This is a genomic window from Sphingomonas alba, assembly GCF_023516555.1.
Classification (GTDB): Bacteria; Pseudomonadota; Alphaproteobacteria; order Sphingomonadales; family Sphingomonadaceae; genus Sphingomicrobium; species Sphingomicrobium album.
Genome location: NZ_JAMGBD010000002.1, coordinates 244,627 through 261,278, shown reverse-complemented (window position 1 = coordinate 261,278; position 16,652 = coordinate 244,627). Strand labels below are relative to the sequence as shown.

The window sequence follows — 16,652 nt, the reverse complement described above, 5'->3', positions numbered from 1 at the left end:
GACGCCATGAAAGCAGCGTCACGTCTGCATTAAGCTACGGAATGAAATAGTCACCGATCATCAATGTTGATGAGATTAACAATAATTAATGCAAATACTTCAACGTTACTTTCGTTTCGCTACCGTAACTATCTAGCAGGCTGGAATATGCAGCTTTACATTTGAATAATAGTTGACACGGTTTGAACATTTCCACACGCACTTCTGCCCGTCCACGACAGTTGAAGCGATGATCGAGCTACTTAGGCCAGCGGACAAAGATGCCGCTCGCGCCTCGCAAGGCATCTGCCAGATGGCGAGGTTTTGCGCCCAATCCGGGAACTTAGTCGAAGCGGAGACCCTGCTTCGAAACCATATTTCTACGTCGTTCAATGACGCGCCGGCATTGCTGCTGCTCAGTGAATTGCTTGGCCGTCAGGGACGGCTACCGGAAGCCACGATGATGTTGCAGCGGGCAGCCGGAGTGCTTCCGGCCAACAATGAGATCAAATTGGGTCTCGCGCGCTTGCTGGACGCCCAGGATCATGTCGAGACCGCACGCGCGCAACTCAACGCGATCACTGGCCCATTGCGTCATTCTTTTGCGGTTCGGGCTCTGGAAGCAAGCCTGCTCGGCAAGTTGGGCGACCATGAAGGTGAAATTGCAATCTACCAGGGCTTAACCTGCGACAGTCCCGATCATCCGGCCCTTTGGAACTCTCTCGGTAACGCCCTCAAATATGCTGGGCGGACGGAAGAAAGCCTCGTCGCACTGAGGCGCGCCGTAAAAATCCGCCCAAGCTATGGCGAAGCCTGGTGGAGCCTCGCCAATGTGAAGACGGCACGATTTGAAGCGTCGGATCTGCGCGCGATGCGGAAAGCGCTGCGTGGCGGCGTTCAGGACATCGACGCCCTCCATTTGCATTTTGCGCTGGGCAAAGCGCTGGAAGACCGGCGTGAATATGAGCACTCCTTCCGCCACTACGCCGAAGGAAACCGCATCCGCAGTGCCGGCTTCCGGCCGGAGCAGTTGGTCGTCACGCCGTTCGTCGATCAGGCGATCGCCAGCCTCGACCGCTCCTTCTTCGCAAGCGTTGGAACCCACGGTCATCCGGAAACGGGCCCGATCTTCGTCGTTGGTTTGCAACGCTCCGGTTCCACCCTGATCGAACAGATCGTCGCCAGCCATCCGCTGATCGAGGGCACGACCGAGCTGCTGGCCTTGCAGCAACTATGGGGAGACCTTGGAAAGGACGCCGCTCGAGAGGGCAAAACCGTCTGGGAAGCGCTCGCGGAATCGAACCCGGCTCGCCTCAAGGCTATTGGCGAGGATTATTTCGCCAGGGTCAAGCCGTTCCGGCGTACTGACCGCCCTCTGTTTGTCGACAAGCTGCCGGCAAACTGGATGATGGTCGGCCTCATTCGTGCGGTGCTGCCGAATGCCAGGATTATTGATGCGCGGCGGCACCCAATGGCCTGTGGATTTTCCAATTTCAAACAGCACTACGCAACGGGCGTTGCGTTTGCGTACAGCCTTCAATCGATCGGCCGATTCTACGTCGATTACCTGCGCTTGATGCAACACTTCGATGAGGTCCAACCCGGCGCAATTCATCACCTGCTGAACGAACGTCTCGTCGCCGACCCCGAAGGCGAGATTCGACGGCTTCTCGATTTTATCCAGGTGCCTTTCGATCCGGCATGCCTTGATTTCCACCGGACGAAGAGAGCGGTCAGCACCCCGAGCGCCGAGCAGGTCAGGAGGCCCATCAACAGCGACGGTCTGGACGCCTGGCGCCATTATGAAACCTGGCTGGACGAGCTGAAGGAAGCTCTCGGGCCAAATCTTTTTGATTGGGATCGAACGCCGGCGTGACCGACGCATTCGAACAGAGGAGACTTGCGTGTCAATTCGTCACATCATGATGTCCAGCAGTGTGGTTGCGATGGTTTCCGGTATCGCAACGGCACAGCCGCAGGCCTCCCTTCCTCGAGCGAACTTCCTGAGCGCCATCGACGGAGAGTTTCGAAAGATGGATGCTGACAAGAACGGCATCGTGACGCGTTCCGAGGTCGCGGACTTTCAACGTTTGGTCAGCGTCGCGGAGTCCGGAGCCCGGAACCACGCCCTTTTTACCCAGCTCGACGCGGACAAAAATGGCCAGATCAGCCCGGCCGAGTTCCGCGCTTTGACTCCTGCCACCAAGATTGACCCCCAACCCCTCCTGATCCGCTACGACACCAATCGTGATGGCGGGATCAGCCAGGTGGAATATCGAACGGTGAAGCTGAACCGTTTCGACCGTGTCGATGGCAATCAGGACGGCGTCGTTACCGCGGCAGAGCAGCAGGCAGCTGGTCTGGAGAAATGATTAGCTGACGCGACAATGCGTTTCACTCAAACCTGCCATTAGCCTTCCACTCCCACGCGTCTCGTGGCTATTCCCGATGGGCGCGGGCTGTTTCGTTGGGCACATCCCATGGGGGAAATACTGGGAAGGCACATGCGATGAAGATCATTCGGAACGGGTTTCTGGCGCTCGGCATCATGGTCGCGGGCATGGCGGGGTCGGTCGCCACACCGGCCCAGGCGGCGACCGCCGCCGAGCTGAATTCGCGCGGGCAGGCGGCGCTGAATCTCCTCTATTCCAAGTCGGACCGGGCCAAGCGCTATGCGCGTGACGCACGCGCCATCCTGGTCTTCCCGAAGATCCTCAAGGCAGGCCTGGTGATCGGCGGGCAGGGCGGCGAGGGCGTGCTGTTCGTCCACGGCAAGCCGGCGGGTTATTACAAGATCAATGCGGTGTCATACGGCCTGCAGGCCGGTGGCCAGTCGTTCAGCTATGCCTTGTTCTTCATGAACGACAAGGCGCTGACCTATTTGCGCAAGAGCGACGGCTGGGCGATCGGGTCGGGGCCGAGCGTGGTCGTGATCGACCAGGGCGCGGCGATGAGCACGACCTCGACGACGGTCGCCAAGGACGTCTACGCCATGCCGTTCGGGCAGAAGGGGCTGATGGCGGGGATCGGGCTGGAAGGCTCGAAAATCTCGCCGATCCGCCGCTAACGGAGCTTGGCGGGGGCGGTTTCGCTGAGGGTCAGGAAGACCGGCAGGACCGCGAGCGCGACGACGGCAATCATGATGCCGGGGACGGCGTGGTTGCCGGTGCGCTCCAGCAAGAGCTGCGCGACATAAGGGGTAAGGCCGCCGAAGATGGCGGTCGCGCCGGTGGCGCCGAAGGCGAGGCCGGTGACCCGGCCCTCGCCGGGGAATTGCTCGGCGGTGGCGACGGCGCCGACTGCACTCATCGCCCCGGCGACGCAGGCCAGCAGGATGGCGCCGCCGAGCGCCTGCGCATGGCTGCCGCTGGCCATGATCGAGAAGAGGGTGACGGGCAGCGCGGCGCTGAGCAGGCTGACGGCGATCAGCACCGGCTTGCGGCCGTAGCGATCGGAGAGGATGCCGGTCAGCGGGGTCACCAGGATGACCGCGACAGCCGCAATGGTTGCAAGCCACAAGCTTTCTCTTTCGCTCAATGATCCGGACGAGGTGAGGAAAGCGGGCACGTAGGTGATGCCAACATAATAAGTGATCGAGCCGAGCGCCGAGATGGAGAAGGCGCGGAAGATGCCGAGCTTGTGGTTGGCGAGGCTGTGCCGCCATGGCTGGTGGGGGACGGTGCCCGCGGCGCGCTGGCGTTCGAACTCGGGCGATTCCTGCATGGTGGAACGGGCGATCCAGACGCTGCCGGCGAGCACCGCGCCGACGAAGAAGGGGATGCGCCAGCCCCAGCTCGCGAGATCGGCTTCGCTCAGCGAGGCGACGGTGAGGGCCGAGACGCCAACGGCGAGCAGGGCGCCGATCTCGCTGGCGGCGGAGGCGGAACTGGCGATGAGGCCGCGGCGGCTGGGGCGCGCGCCTTCGAGAAGATAGGCGACGACGCCGCTATATTCGCCGCCGACCGAGAAGCCCATGACGCAGCGCAGGAGGAAGAGCAGCCAGCCGGCGGCGGCGCCAATCTGCGCGTGGGTCGGCAGGAGAGCGGTTGCGAGCATCGCTGCCGTCATGACGGTAACCGACCAGAGCAGCATGTGCCGCCGCCCGATCTTGTCGCCGACATGGCCGAAGACGGCAGCGCCTAGCGGTCGCATGAGATAGGCGACGGCGAAGCTGCCGAGCGTCAGCGCCAGCGAAGCCGCGCCGCCGCCGTAGAAGACGCGGGACAGGACCGTCGCGAAATAGAGGTAGAGCGTGAAGTCGTACCATTCGACGATGGTCGAGAAGGCGGCGACGATGAGCGACCCGCGCGAGACGGCGCGGTGGCCGTGGTCGATGGCGGGCCGCTCGCTCGTGATCTAGGCTCCGCGCAGGGCGGCTTGAGTGCGAGCGCGGATGCGCTGCTCCAAGATCGCCAGCGGCATGGCGCCGTCGCGCAGGACCTCGTGGAACTGCTTGATGTCAAACTTGGCGCCGAGCGCCTTCTGGGCCTCGGTGCGGGCGCGGATCCACGCCATGTGACCGACCTTGTAGCTGCAGGCCTGGCCGATCTGCGTACAGTAGCGCTCGACCTCGCGCTGGGTTCGGGGGCGAGCGAATCCGGTGGTGCCGACCATGTAGTCGGTGGCCTTCTCGCGGCTCCAGCCTTTGGAATGGAGGCCGGTGTCGACGACGAGCCGGGTGGCGCGGAACAAGTAGCTTTGCAGCATGCCGGCGCGGCCGATGGGATCGTTGGCGTAGGCGCCGAGTTCGTCCGCGACCTGCTCGGCATAGAGCGCCCAGCCTTCGGAATAGGCCGAGAAGCCGCCGATCTTGCGCAGGGTCGGGATGTCCTTCGATTCCTGGCTGATGCTGATCTGCAGGTGATGGCCGGGGACGCCCTCGTGATAGCTCAAGGTCGGCAGCGAATATTTCGGCCAGTCGCCGACATCCTTCAGGTTGATGAAGTAGATGGCCGGACGCGAGTTATCGAGGGCAGCGCGACGGTAATAGCCGTTGGAGGCGCCGTCCTGGATCTCGACCGGTACCGCGCGAATCTCGAGCGGGGCATTGGGCAGGGTCGCGAAGTCGCGCGGCAGGCGGGCGTACATGTCCTTGACGCCGGCATTGAGGCTGGCCAGCAGTTCGGCGCGGCCGGCGGGCGTGTCCGGATAGAGCTGGGCCGGGTCGCGGTTGAGGGCGTTCAGACGCTCGCCGACGGTGCCCTTGGTGAGGCCGGCGGCGGTCAGGATGGCTTCGAGCTGGGCGGTCAAGTCCGCGACCTGCGACAGGCCCATGCGGTGGACTTCGTCCGGCGTGAAATTGGTGGTCGTGGCCTGGGCGAGAGCGGCGGCGTAGATGGCATCGCCGCCCGGCAGGCGCTGGGCGCCGTCGCCGGGCCGGGTTGTCGGCTTAAGCTTCTCCATCATGGCGATCTGGCGGTCGAGCGCTGGATAGACGCTGTCGGCGACAATCTTGGCGGCCCGGGCCTGCCAGTCGCCGGCGATGCCCTTGGCTGCGGCGCGCTTGACGATGGAATCGACCATCGTGTTCGCTTCCGGCGCGGGCTCGCGCAGCTTGCGCATCTGGCCGAGGGTGAGGTCGATCGACCAGGCGGGAGCGAGGAAGCCCCGGGCGGCCTGCTCCCGCTGGTTTTCGGTGTCGTTATCAAATTCCTTGCCGACCAAAGCGAGGCGGGAAAGATAGGCCTCGGCGTCGGCGGCATTTTCGATCGTGTGCGCACTGTTGAGGAAGTCGGGCGTCGAGAAATATGCGCCGCCCTGCTGGAAGATCGGATAGGGGCGCTGGACGCTATCAATGTTGAACTTCTCGGCGGCCGTAATGCCGGTTTCGAGCTGGTAGACGACGACGTCGCGGTTGAGCTTGCCGGAGTCGGAGAGGCTGGCGGGCGGGACCGACTTAATCGCCGCGAGGTTCTTCTTGGCGAGGGCCAAATCTTCCTTGCGTGCATGGGCGGCGGGACGAACGTCGAGCTCCGACTTCAGGTGCGCCAGCGGGCCCTTGTCGAGACCGAGCGAGGTGGCGAACTCCGGGTTCCGCTTCACGCGGTCCTGGAAGATATCCTCGAAGACCGCATTGAGCTTGGCGTCGCCGTTGGCGGCGGGAACGGCGGCCTGGGTGGCGGCCTTGACGGCGGCGGGGACAAGAGCGGTGGCGGCGGCAATCGACGAGGTGGTCAGGAACTGGCGGCGGTCCATGGAGGCTTGGTCCTTTGTTCTTGAAATTCCTCCCCCTTGATGGGGGGAAGGGTGGGGTGGGGGGTGACGTTCGAGCAGGTACTGCCTGCGGCGAGGTCACCCCACCCCGAACCCCTCCCCATCGAGGGGAGGGGAGTTACCTTATGCGAGGGCGCGGGCGCGTTCCTCGACCCTGCGCTGGAGGATCGTCAGCGGCATGGCGCCATCCTTCAGCACTTCGTGGAACTGGTGGATGTCGAACTTGGGCCCAAGGATCTTCTTGGCGCTGTCGCGGGCGCGGAGCCAGGCGAGGTGGCCGACCTTGTAGCTGCAGGCCTGGCCGATCGAGGCGCAATAGCGCTCGACCTCGCGCTGCACGCGCGGCCGCGGGAAGCCGGTGACGCCGACCATGTAGTCGACGGCCTTTTCGCGGCTCCAGCCCTTGGCGTTAAGGCCGGTGTCGACGACGAGGCGCGCCGAACGGAACAGGAAGGACTGGAGATAGCCGGCGCGTTCGATGCCTGAGTAGCCGCCGATCTCGTCCGACAGCTGTTCGGCATAGAGCGCCCAGCCTTCGAGGTAGGAATTGTAGAAGCTGATCTTGCGCAGCATCGGGATGTCCTTGGACTCCTGTGCGAGGCTGATCTGCAGATGGTGGCCCGGAACGCCCTCGTGATAGGTAAGCGAAGGCAGCGAATATTTCGGCCAGTCGTGGGTCGATTTGAGGTTGATCCAGTAGATAGCCGGCCGCGAGCCATCGAGGGTCGCCGGGTTGTAATAACCGTTGGGAGCGCCGTCCTGGATGTCCGGCGGTACACGGCGGATTTCCAGCGGCTGGCCGGGGAGCGTCGCGAACGCCTTCGGTAGCAGGCCGCTCATCATCTTCACATTGGCGTTGAGGCTGGCGATCAGTTCGGCGCGACCGGCATCCGTGTCGGCGTAGAGCTGGGTCGGGTTGGTGTTGAGGGCCGAGAGACGCTCCCCGACCGAGCCTTGCGTGAAGCCGTTGGATTTGAGGATCCCGTCAATGATGCCGGTATATTCCGCGACCTGTGAAAGACCGAGCTTGTGCACCTCGTCCGGGGTCATGTTGGTCGTCGTCGCTTCAGCCAAAGCAGCCGCGTAGATCGCTTCGCCGTTCGGGAGACGGGTGGCTCCGTCGCCGGGGCGAGTTGTCGGCTTCAGCTGATTGAGCATCGCCACCTGGCGGTCGATCGCCGGATATACCTGCGTTTCGACGATCTTGGTGGCGCGACCGGCCCAATCGCCCGGGATGTTCTTGGCCTTGGCGCGATTGACAAGCGACGTGACGAGGCCGTTCGTCGCTGCCGGCTGATTGCGGAGCTTGGCGATCTGTCCGAGTGCGAGGTCGAGCGACCAGGCAGGAGCGAGGAAGCCGCGCGCGGCCTCGGCGCGCTGATGCTCTGTTTCGTAATCGAGAAGCTTGGAGAACTCGGCGAGGCGCGAGAGATAGGCCTCGGCATCCGACGCATTCTCCACCGGGTGCGTGCTATCCAGGAAATCGGGGATTCCGAAGTAATTCCCGTCCTGCTGCGTGATGTCATAGGGTCGCTGGACACTGCCGAGCCCGAACTTCGGGTAAGCGACGGTATCTTGCTCCAGTCCATAGAGGACTATCTCGCGGTTTAGCGCCGCCGTCGGCGAGAGAGTTGCGGGGTTGATCCCGCTCAGCAGGGCAATCGCCGCCTTGGCCCTCGCCAGCTGGTCGCGCAGTGTTGCATCGATAGGCTTTGGATCGAACGTCCGGCGAAGATAAGCGAGGTCGCCCTTGTCGAGGCCGAGCGCCGTCGCATAGCCCGGGCTGTTCTTCATGATCACGTTGAAAATTTCGTCGAAAGCGGCGTTGAGTGCAGCGTCCCCCGACGATTTGGCGGGCGCAGCGACCGCTGCGTTGGCAACTTTGGGCGTCGCGGCGGCGAGGATCGGAACGAGCGCAGCGGCGCTTCCGGCGGAAAGGAAGGAACGGCGGTCCATGAGTGAGTCTCCCCGGTGGATTTTGCCGGGGAGACTAGGAGCCGATGCGCGCCGCGCAAGGGCGTTTGTCGATGGTCGCCGCGCGTTTGCAGATCGCACCGGTGTGCTCCTGCAAACGCAGGAGCCTAGTCCGAGCGCCTTGGCGCGAGCTTTGAACCCAAGAAGCGCTTCGCGCGACTGGGCTCCTGCCTTCGCAGGAGCACTAAGCCTGAAGGTGGTACTGTTTCAAAAGGTCGTAAAGCGTGGGCCGGCTGATCCCGAGCAGCTTCGCAGCGCCGGAGATATTGTTGTCGGTGCGGGCGAGGGCCTGGCGGATCGCCCTGCGGTCGGCGACTTCGCGGACGGCGCGCAGGTTGATGGCGACCGGGCCTTCCTCGGCCGGCACGGCATTGCCGAGATCGAGGTCGGCGGCGGTCACCAGCTTGCCGTCGGCCATGATGACCGCGCGCTTGATCCGGTTTTCCAATTCGCGGACGTTGCCCGGCCAGGCGTAGCCGTCGACCGCATCGATGGCGTCGGCAGACAGGCCTTGCACCTTTGTATTCATCTCGCGAGCGAAGCGGGCCGCGAAGTGACGGGCGAGCAGGACCGCGTCACCCGTACGCTCGGCCAGGCTCGGGATCTTCACGACGATTTCGGCGAGACGATAATAGAGGTCTTCGCGGAAGCGGCCGTCGGCGGTCATGGCGTCGAGGTCCTGATGCGTCGCACAGACGATGCGGGTATCGACCGCGATTGGGGAACGGCCGCCGATGCGTTCGATCACCCGCTCCTGCAGGAAGCGCAGCAGCTTGACTTGCAGCGGCAGCGGGATGTCGCCCACTTCGTCGAGGAACAGAGTACCGCCCTGGGCAAGTTCGATCTTGCCGGGCGTCGTCTTGACGGCACCGGTGAAAGCGCCGCGTTCATAGCCGAATAGCTCGGCCTCGAGCAGGTTCTCCGGGATCGCCGCGCAATTGATGGCGACGAACGACTCGCCGGCGCGCGGGCCTTTTTCGTGCAGGGCCCTGGCGAGCAATTCCTTGCCGGTACCGCTGGCGCCCAGCAGCATGACCGAGACGTCGGTGGTGGCAACGCGCTCGATCGTGCGGGCAACCTTCAGCATTTCCGGGGCGGCGCTGATGATCGAGCCGATGACGGTGTCGACGGGCGCGCCACTGGCTTCGAGCCGGCGATTCTCCGCCTCGATTTCATGCAAATGGAATGCGCGGGCAACGATGAGTCCGAGATCGTCGATGTCGACCGGCTTGCGGTAGAAATCATAGGCGCCGAGCGAAATGGCCTTGAGCGCGCTTTCGCGGGCGCCGTGGCCGGAAGCGACGATGACCTTGGCGTCGGGCTTAAGCGCCAGGATTTCCGACAGGGTCGAGAAACCTTCGCTGGTGCCGTCCGGGTCGGGCGGCAGGCCTAGGTCGAGCGTGATCACCGAAGGCTCATGCAGGCGAAGCATGTCGATTGCCTGGGCGCGGTCGGTCGCCGCAACCACGCGATAGCCTTCATAGGCCCATTTTAGCTGGCGCTGCAGGCCCTCGTCGTCCTCGATGACAAGCAGGACGGGAAGATCAGACGTGTCGGTCATGCGCGTTTCCGTTTCGGTTCTTGGACCGGCTCCGGCGCCGGCAGGTGAATGGTGAAGCGGCTGCCCTTGCCCGGGCGGCTCTGGACGGTGAGGCGTCCGCCCATGGCGGCGACGAGCGTACGGGCCTCGAAGGCGCCGACGCCGAAGCCGCCGTCCTTGGTCGAGGCAAAGGGCTGGAACAATTGGTCGCGGACGAAGTCGGGCGTCATGCCCTTGCCTTCGTCGATGACGCTGATGGCGGTTTCACTGCCGTCGGCGAGCGCGTCGATCATCACCGGCTGGTACTCGGCACTGGCGTCGAGGGCGTTGCGCAGCAGGTGGCTGATCGCCTGTTCGAGCGCTTCGGCATCGGCGATCGCCCACAGGCCCTGATTGCCGCGCAGACGGACCTCGCGACCGCGGTTGCTGGCGAGGATGGCGGCTTCGAGGATGGGTTTCAGCGGCTGCGCCTCAGGGTTGACGGGGCGCGAGCCGGCTTTTGGCGCGAGGCGCTCAAGCAGGTCGTTCATCTTGCCGACCGAGCTCTGCAGGGTCGCCACCATGTCGGCCCGGAACTCGGGATTATCGGCGTGGCGCTCGGCATTGCGGGCGACCAGGGACAATTGGCTCACGAGGTTCTTCACGTCGTGCAGGATGAAGGCGAACCGGCGATTGAACTCGTCGAAGCGCTGAGCCTGCGACAGCGCCTGCTGGCCATGTGCCTCGGCAAGGCTGCTCGCCGCCTGGCGGCCCGCAGTCTTCAGGAGGTCGAAATCCTCCCAGTCGAGCGGGCGGCGATAACCGGGCGCGGCAAGCAGGACGAGGCCGACCAGCCGCTCATTGTGGACGAGCGGGACGCCGGCCCATGCCGTCTTGTCCTTCGTCAGCCATTCGGGGAGCGGAAGGCCCATGCCGCCTTCCGACGTGCCGTCGCGCATCGCATCGATGTCGAGGATCATCGGCCGCGCTTCGAGCTCGCGCCAGCGGGCGGCATCCTGCGGATCGGGCGTGAAGGGCCGGCCCTGCCAGTTCCATTCCGATGCCTCGGTGATGGCGCCATTCTCGTCGATGGTGAGCAGGAGGCCGCCGGGCGCATCGACGATGTCGGCGAAGGCCTTGACCAGCCGCTCGCCAATCGGCGGCGCCTGCGGGCCGCTGCGGCCAACGGTGTCGGCGAAGCGCAGCCATTCGGCGCGATAGTCGTAGCGATGCTCGAACAAATGCTTGGCGAGCTTTACCTTTGCCCAGGCGCGCGCCTTGGGCGAGGGCAGCAGCACCATCGCCGCCAGCGTCATGGCGGAGATGCTGAGCACAAGGAGCGCCCGCGACCAGTCCCAGCCGGTACCGCGAAGCGCGGTGGCGAGGATGGTCATGACGGCGAAGTAACCACAGATGGCGAGCAGCGACAGAGACTGGAAAGTGGCGGCGCGCGACAGGCGCATCTTCCAGCCGTCCTGCTGGCCGGCGCCCAAGGCGAACAGAGGCGCTGTCATTGCGATCACCGCGCCGCGCCAGTCGAGCAGGCCGCGGCCGGATTGCGGATCGAGGTAGAGCAAGGTGTAGAGGTTGAGGTCGTATCCCCAAGTGACGACCAGCGCGAGCATCGCCATGCCAATGGCTGCGCGGCTTTCCGGCGCGGCCTGGCCATAGACGTTGTGGACCAGCACGAGGGACCCGGCGGCGGCCGTGATGCGGAGGATCGTAGCAGTCTCGACGACCGAAGCGCCGGCATCCGCGCCCAGTAGGATCGGCATCATGTCGGCGACCAGTTGCATGCCGAGCACGGCGCCGATCGCGCCGTAGACCCAGCGCACGCCATGCTGCCGCTCGCCGTCCGCACCGCTCGACAGGCGGTAGAGGACACTGACCCAGATGAGGTTGCGGACGGTCTCGGCGAGCGCGGGAATCTGGCTCGCAGGAGCGATGGCCGTCAGCCACGCCCAGCAGGCGGTGAGCGCAAAGCCTGCAAGCATCAATCGCTGCGCAGGATGGCGCACGCCGATCTTCACCCGCCACATGATGAGCGACAGGAACAGGGCCGCCGCCATCGCGTGGCTCCAGAAGTTCGTCAGTGTCAAATCCGCCGACATGGCCAGAGTGTCGGATAAATTTACAAACAAAGCCTAAATGAGACGCTAGAATGCGTGCATGGCAAATATCGAAAAGCGCCCCATCGGGACGAGCAAATTGAAGGTCGCGCCGCTGGCGCTCGGCGGCAATGTCTTTGGCTGGACCGCGGACGAAGCGACCAGTTTCCGCATCCTGGACGCCTTCGTCGATGCCGGCGGCAACATGATCGACACCGCCGACGTCTATTCGGCCTGGGTGCCGGGTCACCAAGGCGGCGAGAGCGAGACCATTATCGGCCACTGGCTGAAGCGCGATCCGTCGAAGCGGCAGAAGGTCGTGATCGCCACCAAGGTCGGCTATTACGACGGCAAGATGGTCGACGGCGAATATGTGCCGGCGCTCGACCCGGCGGTCATCGTCAAGTCCTGCGACGCCTCGCTCGAGCGGCTCGGGATCGACACGATCGACGTCTATTACCAGCACAAGGACGATCTGAAGGTCCCGCTGGCCGAAAGCCTGAAGACCTTCGACGACCTCGCGAAGGCGGGCAAGATCAAGGCGATCGGCCTCAGCAATTTCGAGCCGGATCGCTTCGCCGAGGCCTGCATCATCGCCCGCGTCGACGGCTTCCCGGCGGTCAGCGCCTTCCAGCCCTGGTACAATATGATGGAGCGCGGGAAATATGAGGGCGCGCTGCGCGATGTCGCCATCAAGGAAGGCCTCGGCGTCTTCCCGTTCTACAGCCTCGCCAATGGCTTTTTGACCGGCAAGTACCGGTCGAAGGACGATCTCAAGAAAAGCGTGCGCGGCGGCCGATCGGAGCAATATCTGGATGGCAAGGGGCCAAAGGTGCTGGCGGCGCTCGAGGAGGTCGCGGCAGAGACCGGCGCGGCGCTGGCCAGTGTCGCGCTCGCCTGGACGGCGGCGCAGCCGACGATCACCGCGCCAATCGCCAGTGCCACGAGCGTCGAGCAGGCGGACGAGTTGATCGCGTCGATGACTTTGGAACTGTCGGAAGATCAGTTGGCGCGGATCAGCGAGGCGAGCGCCTGAGCCTTATTTGCAATGGCCGCTGTTGGCCTGGACCCAGCGGCCGCGCCCATCGACCCAGCCGACGATGTCCTGCTTGCAATGAAGGCCGGGCCTGCTTGCTTCCTTGAGGGCGGCGACGCCGAGCAGCGCCATGAAGACGGCGCCGGACCAGACCAGCTGCTGCTGAGCCCTGTTCATCAATGATCGATTATCATGTTTGCGTTTTCCCCCTCAAGTGGCGGGAACGAGCTCGATCACGTCCGTCCTGGATTCAAAAGCTGGTCGCGGAATGACCATCCGCCAACGCGCGTCGCCGATGCGCTCGACGAAGGCGGCGACGTCCCGGTCGGGGTCATTGCCATATTGCATGGCACGAACCTCATCGCCGAGGGTGATGGTGCCGAGGAAGACCTGGCGCAGTTGGTCGCCGGGGAAGATGAGGCCGACGGGGCGCTGCGAGCCGGTCAGCTTGGCGAAGCCCTGGATGCCATGCTCGGCCTGCACCCGGCAGGAAAAGGCGGGATAGCTCACGTAGTTGAGCATTCCCGGCGTCTTGGCGCCGAGCTTGATGACGCGGCATCTGTACATTCCGTTGGGAATCGGCCCGCCGAGCGCTGCATCCGGGTCGAGCAGGGCGCCTTCCTTTGCGACATCGGCCGCGTTGGTCGTGCGCGCTTGTGCCAATGCCTCGATGAAGGCCTGCCGCCAGTCATGTAATTTGGTGCGGTCGGCCGCAGTGACGACAGCGCGCCAGTCGGCGGTGTGCGTCGCAACGATCGGCTTCGGCGCGCAGGCAGCGAGTGCGAGGCAGGCGATGAGAGCCGAGGCGCGATTCACGGGGCGGAGCGTAGCGCGGCAATTTGTCCGCGCAATGCCGTCACGAACTAAATTCGTGACGTCAGACCTGTCCGTTGGCGCGGCAGGCTGGCCGGCATCCGCCATCTCTCGCACTACTCCGGCGGCGCTTCGCGCCGGCGTCGCTGCGCTCGATGGCTCAAGCTGCCGTCCAGCCCCCGTCCATCGACAAGTTCGCTCCGGTGATCGACGCAGCTCCGTCGGAGCAGAGATAAAGTGCGAGGCTCGCGACTTCCTCCGGCGTGACGAACCGCTTGGTCGGCTGGGCGGCGAGGAGGACGTCGTTCATCACCTGCTCGCGGGTGAGGCCGCGCGCCTTCATCGTGTCGGGGATCTGGTTCTCGACGAGCGGCGTCCAGACATAGCCGGGCGAGATGCAATTGACGGTGATGCCGTCCTTCGCGGCTTCGAGCGCGACCGTCTTGGTGAAGCCGGCGACGCCATGCTTGGCGGCGACGTAGGCGGACTTGTTCGGCGAGGCGATCAGGCTGTGGGCGCTCGCGGTGTTGATGATGCGGCCCCAATTCTTCGCCTTCATGGCCGGCAAAGCGAGGCGGGTGGTGTGGAAAACGGCGGAGAGGTTGATCGCCAGGATGGCATTCCACTTGTCGACCGGGAAATCCTCGACTGGCGAGACATGCTGGATACCGGCGTTGTTGACGAGAATGTCGGGTGCGCCGAGTTCTTCGGTGCAGTGCGCGATCATCCGTTCGATCGCGGCGGCATCACCCATGTCGGCACCGTCGTGACCGGCGCCGAGCTCGGCCTTCAGCTTGTCGATTTCGGACTGGTCGCCGAAGCCGTTGAGCATGACCTTCGCGCCGTCGGCAGTCAGCGCGCGGGCGATCGCGAGGCCAATACCGGAGGTGGAACCGGTGACGAGGGCGACTTTACCGGCAAGGCTCATGCGTGATCTCCTTTGCAAGTCGCCTTTGCCTTCGCTTTGGGCAATTGCAACCGTTACGCTAAGCCAAGCATTGGACGCGACGAGGAGGACTTGAAGCATGGTGCGGCTCGGCGGCGAACCGGAAAGCGGTAATTTTGAGGATCGGACCGGCCAAAGCGGCGGGCTTGGCGGCTTCGGAGGCGGTGGTGGCGGGCTCGGCCTGCTCCTCAGCCTGGTCGGCAGCCGGTTCGGGATCGTCGGTATCCTGGTCCTGCTGCTCGGATACTGCGCGCTGACCTCGCTTGGTGGCTTGGGCGGCGGTAGCGGCGGAGGGCCTGCGGGGTCGTCTGGCGCATCCAAGCTGGATCCGAACGTCCGCGACGCCATGGTCCGTATTCTCGGTTCGACCGAGCAGACCTGGGGCGAGATTTTCCAGAAATCGGGGGCGCAATACCAGCCGACGACTTTAGTCGCTTACACCGGTGGAACACAGACCGCTTGCGGAATGGGGCAGGCGGCAATGGGGCCGTTCTATTGTCCCAACGACAAGAAGATCTACGTCGACCCGGCTTTCTTCAACGAGCTGTCGCAGCGCTTCAACGCGCCGGGCGATTTCCCGGTCGCCTACGTCATTGCCCATGAGGTCGGGCATCATATCCAGGATCTCGAAGGCACGCTCGACAAGGCCCACAATGCGCAGGCGCGCAGCAGCGAAACGGGCGGCAACGCCATCCAGGTCGGAGTCGAACTGCAGGCCGACTGCTATGCAGGCGTCTGGGCCGCCAATGCCCGCGACGAGAAGGGCTCGATCATCGAACAGGGCGATTTGGAAGAAGGTATGCGCGCCGCCGAAGCCATCGGCGACGACACGCTGCAACGGCAGGCGCAGGGCACGGTTGTCCCGGACAGCTTCACGCACGGGTCGTCCGCGCAGCGCATGGAGGCCCTCCGCCGCGGCATGACCACCGGCGACCCGTCGCAGTGCAACTACACGCGGTAGGCTGGGCGCTCAGTATCTAACCCGATGGGGAAGGGTGCGGCCCTTCTCCATAACGTTCCTGACAGTTTGGGACGTTGATAATGGCGAGAAGCCGGCGCCTCGACGCCAATGCCCGCACCTGGCTCACCTTGGCCATAACCCTGTTTCTGACGGGGCCAATCGTTGCCCTTCGCAGCTGTGTCCAGACCACGCTGGACAAGGATCGCGTCGTGATATCGTCGCAGATCGACGAACGACTGGTGTCCCTGAAGAACGGCACGACACTGGTCCTCGAGCCGGGGTCGATCGGCTACAAGATGGCCAACTGGCTCAAGGTGGGCACGACGACGACCCACCAGTTCTCCGTTGGCGACGAGGTCTTCGCCTCCGGCTCTGCCGAGCCCACCCCCGACGGTGCCCATCGCGTCGCCGATTTCGCGCAGATGATGAAGGCCCATCCGGAGCTGACGACGCAGATCATGATCACCACCGCCAAGGGGATCAAGACCGAAGCCGAGGACCAGCTGGAGCAATCGCGAGCGCAGCGGCTTCAGCGCGACATCGTCGCGTTAGGCGTCGAGCGGACGAAGATCGCCGTCGTCGCCCAGCCGGTCGAGGTGAAGACGGGCAAGCCGAGCGAGCACCCGCACCTGCTGATCGTGCTGGAGCGCGCGCACGCCTGACGGGCTAATGGCAGGTTTGGGTGGAAAGCTGCCGTTCCGGCTTAAGCGCTGTGCAGTCTGACCATCGCCAAAAGTAGTCTCGCCCACGCGTACATGTCGAGAATAACGAGCGGCGCAAAAACTATCCCCGCACCATGATATTGCTGAGGCCACGGAACAAGCATGACCAACAGACCGTGAGAGACCGCCATGGCGAGCAACGCCATCCAATACATCAACTGCCCCGAATGGGGCCTCAGTATTGCAGCCACGCCGAGGACTGCGCTTAACGAAAGCGCTGCGACAAACCCCCGGGCATCATCGCCTCGAGCGGCAAAGAAAAAGAACACAGGGACAGCAAAAACGAGAATGACCAGATAAGCTGGATTTGAGAGCTTCTGGTAGTCGATGCCCTCTCGCGCAGTTTCTCTCGGTTCTTGACCCGCATCGTCTGCCATCAAC

At 64.1% G+C, this 16,652-nt stretch carries 15 protein-coding genes; 6 read left to right on the top strand and 9 right to left on the bottom strand.

All coding sequences use genetic code 11. The features are described 5' to 3' along the window. Window positions 1-229: 229 nt before the first annotated feature. The 3 genes from LZ536_RS11075 to LZ536_RS11065 all read left to right on the top strand — a co-directional run bounded on the left by LZ536_RS11075 (window position 230) and on the right by LZ536_RS11065 (window position 3,046). Complete coding sequence (locus LZ536_RS11075) at window positions 230-1,855, top strand: tetratricopeptide repeat-containing sulfotransferase family protein (protein ID WP_249848845.1); 1,626 nt, start codon at window positions 230-232, stop codon at window positions 1,853-1,855. A gap of 28 nt (window positions 1,856-1,883) precedes the next feature. Beyond that, complete coding sequence (locus LZ536_RS11070) at window positions 1,884-2,351, top strand: hypothetical protein (RefSeq protein WP_249848844.1); 468 nt, start codon at window positions 1,884-1,886, stop codon at window positions 2,349-2,351. Window positions 2,352-2,488: 137 nt separating this feature from the next. Beyond that, the gene (locus LZ536_RS11065) at window positions 2,489-3,046 is read left to right on the top strand and encodes a lipid-binding SYLF domain-containing protein (protein ID WP_249848843.1); all 558 of its coding nucleotides are present in this window, start codon (window positions 2,489-2,491) and stop codon (window positions 3,044-3,046) included. Here the strand turns inward: LZ536_RS11065 and LZ536_RS11060 are convergent. The 5 genes from LZ536_RS11060 to prsK all read right to left on the bottom strand — a co-directional run bounded on the left by LZ536_RS11060 (window position 3,043) and on the right by prsK (window position 11,784). Further along, on the bottom strand, window positions 3,043-4,275 hold the full coding sequence (locus LZ536_RS11060; RefSeq protein WP_249849217.1) for an MFS transporter: 1,233 nt from the start codon (window positions 4,273-4,275) through the stop codon (window positions 3,043-3,045). The two genes, LZ536_RS11065 and LZ536_RS11060, sit on opposite strands and share 4 nt — an antisense overlap. 60 nt (window positions 4,276-4,335) lie before the next feature. Beyond that, window positions 4,336-6,174 carry a DUF885 domain-containing protein gene (locus LZ536_RS11055; RefSeq protein ID WP_249848842.1) on the bottom strand — a complete coding sequence of 613 codons (1,839 nt, stop codon included), beginning with the start codon at window positions 6,172-6,174 and terminating at the stop codon, window positions 4,336-4,338. Window positions 6,175-6,315: 141 nt separating this feature from the next. Further along, a complete protein-coding gene (locus LZ536_RS11050; protein WP_249848841.1) occupies window positions 6,316-8,148 on the bottom strand; it encodes a DUF885 domain-containing protein in 1,833 nt (610 codons plus the stop codon). Window positions 8,149-8,350: 202 nt separating this feature from the next. Next, a complete protein-coding gene (gene prsR / locus LZ536_RS11045) occupies window positions 8,351-9,727 on the bottom strand; it encodes a PEP-CTERM-box response regulator transcription factor (protein WP_249848840.1) in 1,377 nt (458 codons plus the stop codon). After that, window positions 9,724-11,784 carry an XrtA/PEP-CTERM system histidine kinase PrsK gene (gene prsK / locus LZ536_RS11040; RefSeq protein WP_249848839.1) on the bottom strand — a complete coding sequence of 687 codons (2,061 nt, stop codon included), beginning with the start codon at window positions 11,782-11,784 and terminating at the stop codon, window positions 9,724-9,726. The genes prsR and prsK overlap by 4 nt, the downstream gene beginning before the upstream one ends. A 70-nt stretch (window positions 11,785-11,854) precedes the next feature. Between prsK and LZ536_RS11035 the strand changes: the two genes are divergently transcribed. Further along, a complete protein-coding gene (locus LZ536_RS11035) occupies window positions 11,855-12,829 on the top strand; it encodes an aldo/keto reductase (protein WP_249848838.1) in 975 nt (324 codons plus the stop codon). A gap of 3 nt (window positions 12,830-12,832) precedes the next feature. Here the strand turns inward: LZ536_RS11035 and LZ536_RS11030 are convergent, their stop codons facing one another. The 3 genes from LZ536_RS11030 to LZ536_RS11020 all read right to left on the bottom strand — a co-directional run bounded on the left by LZ536_RS11030 (window position 12,833) and on the right by LZ536_RS11020 (window position 14,570). Continuing rightward, complete coding sequence (locus LZ536_RS11030; protein WP_249848837.1) at window positions 12,833-13,006, bottom strand: hypothetical protein; 174 nt, start codon at window positions 13,004-13,006, stop codon at window positions 12,833-12,835. A gap of 33 nt (window positions 13,007-13,039) precedes the next feature. After that, window positions 13,040-13,645, bottom strand: coding sequence for a DUF4893 domain-containing protein (locus LZ536_RS11025; RefSeq protein WP_249848836.1), 606 nt, complete (start codon window positions 13,643-13,645; stop codon window positions 13,040-13,042). 157 nt (window positions 13,646-13,802) lie between these two features. Continuing rightward, window positions 13,803-14,570, bottom strand: coding sequence for a 3-hydroxybutyrate dehydrogenase (locus LZ536_RS11020; RefSeq protein WP_249848835.1), 768 nt, complete (start codon window positions 14,568-14,570; stop codon window positions 13,803-13,805). A 100-nt stretch (window positions 14,571-14,670) separates the two neighbouring features. Between LZ536_RS11020 and ypfJ the strand changes: the two genes are divergently transcribed. After that, window positions 14,671-15,549, top strand: coding sequence for a KPN_02809 family neutral zinc metallopeptidase (ypfJ, locus tag LZ536_RS11015; RefSeq protein ID WP_249849216.1), 879 nt, complete (start codon window positions 14,671-14,673; stop codon window positions 15,547-15,549). An 80-nt stretch (window positions 15,550-15,629) separates the two neighbouring features. Next, entirely contained in the window at window positions 15,630-16,211 is a 582-nt protein-coding gene (locus LZ536_RS11010) for a hypothetical protein (protein ID WP_249848834.1), read from the top strand. 41 nt (window positions 16,212-16,252) lie between these two features. On the opposite strand, the gene LZ536_RS11005 is transcribed toward LZ536_RS11010, so the two are convergent. Next, entirely contained in the window at window positions 16,253-16,648 is a 396-nt protein-coding gene (locus LZ536_RS11005; RefSeq protein ID WP_249848833.1) for a hypothetical protein, read from the bottom strand. Between the last annotated feature and the right edge of the window lie 4 nt (window positions 16,649-16,652).

Excerpts from the sequence above, each read along its gene's own strand:
- LZ536_RS11050 (WP_249848841.1), bottom strand. The coding sequence starts at position 8,148 with ATGGACCGCCGTTCCTTCCTTTCCGCCGGAAGCGCCGCTGCGCTCGTT.
- LZ536_RS11010 (WP_249848834.1), top strand. The coding sequence starts at position 15,630 with ATGGCGAGAAGCCGGCGCCTCGACGCCAATGCCCGCACCTGGCTCACC.
- LZ536_RS11055 (WP_249848842.1), bottom strand. The coding sequence starts at position 6,174 with ATGGACCGCCGCCAGTTCCTGACCACCTCGTCGATTGCCGCCGCCACC.
- LZ536_RS11020 (WP_249848835.1), bottom strand. The coding sequence starts at position 14,570 with ATGAGCCTTGCCGGTAAAGTCGCCCTCGTCACCGGTTCCACCTCCGGT.
- prsR (WP_249848840.1), bottom strand. The coding sequence starts at position 9,727 with ATGACCGACACGTCTGATCTTCCCGTCCTGCTTGTCATCGAGGACGAC.
- LZ536_RS11065 (WP_249848843.1), top strand. The coding sequence starts at position 2,489 with ATGAAGATCATTCGGAACGGGTTTCTGGCGCTCGGCATCATGGTCGCG.
- LZ536_RS11030 (WP_249848837.1), bottom strand. The coding sequence starts at position 13,006 with ATGAACAGGGCTCAGCAGCAGCTGGTCTGGTCCGGCGCCGTCTTCATG.
- LZ536_RS11005 (WP_249848833.1), bottom strand. The coding sequence starts at position 16,648 with ATGGCAGACGATGCGGGTCAAGAACCGAGAGAAACTGCGCGAGAGGGC.
- LZ536_RS11075 (WP_249848845.1), top strand. The coding sequence starts at position 230 with ATGATCGAGCTACTTAGGCCAGCGGACAAAGATGCCGCTCGCGCCTCG.
- LZ536_RS11035 (WP_249848838.1), top strand. The coding sequence starts at position 11,855 with ATGGCAAATATCGAAAAGCGCCCCATCGGGACGAGCAAATTGAAGGTC.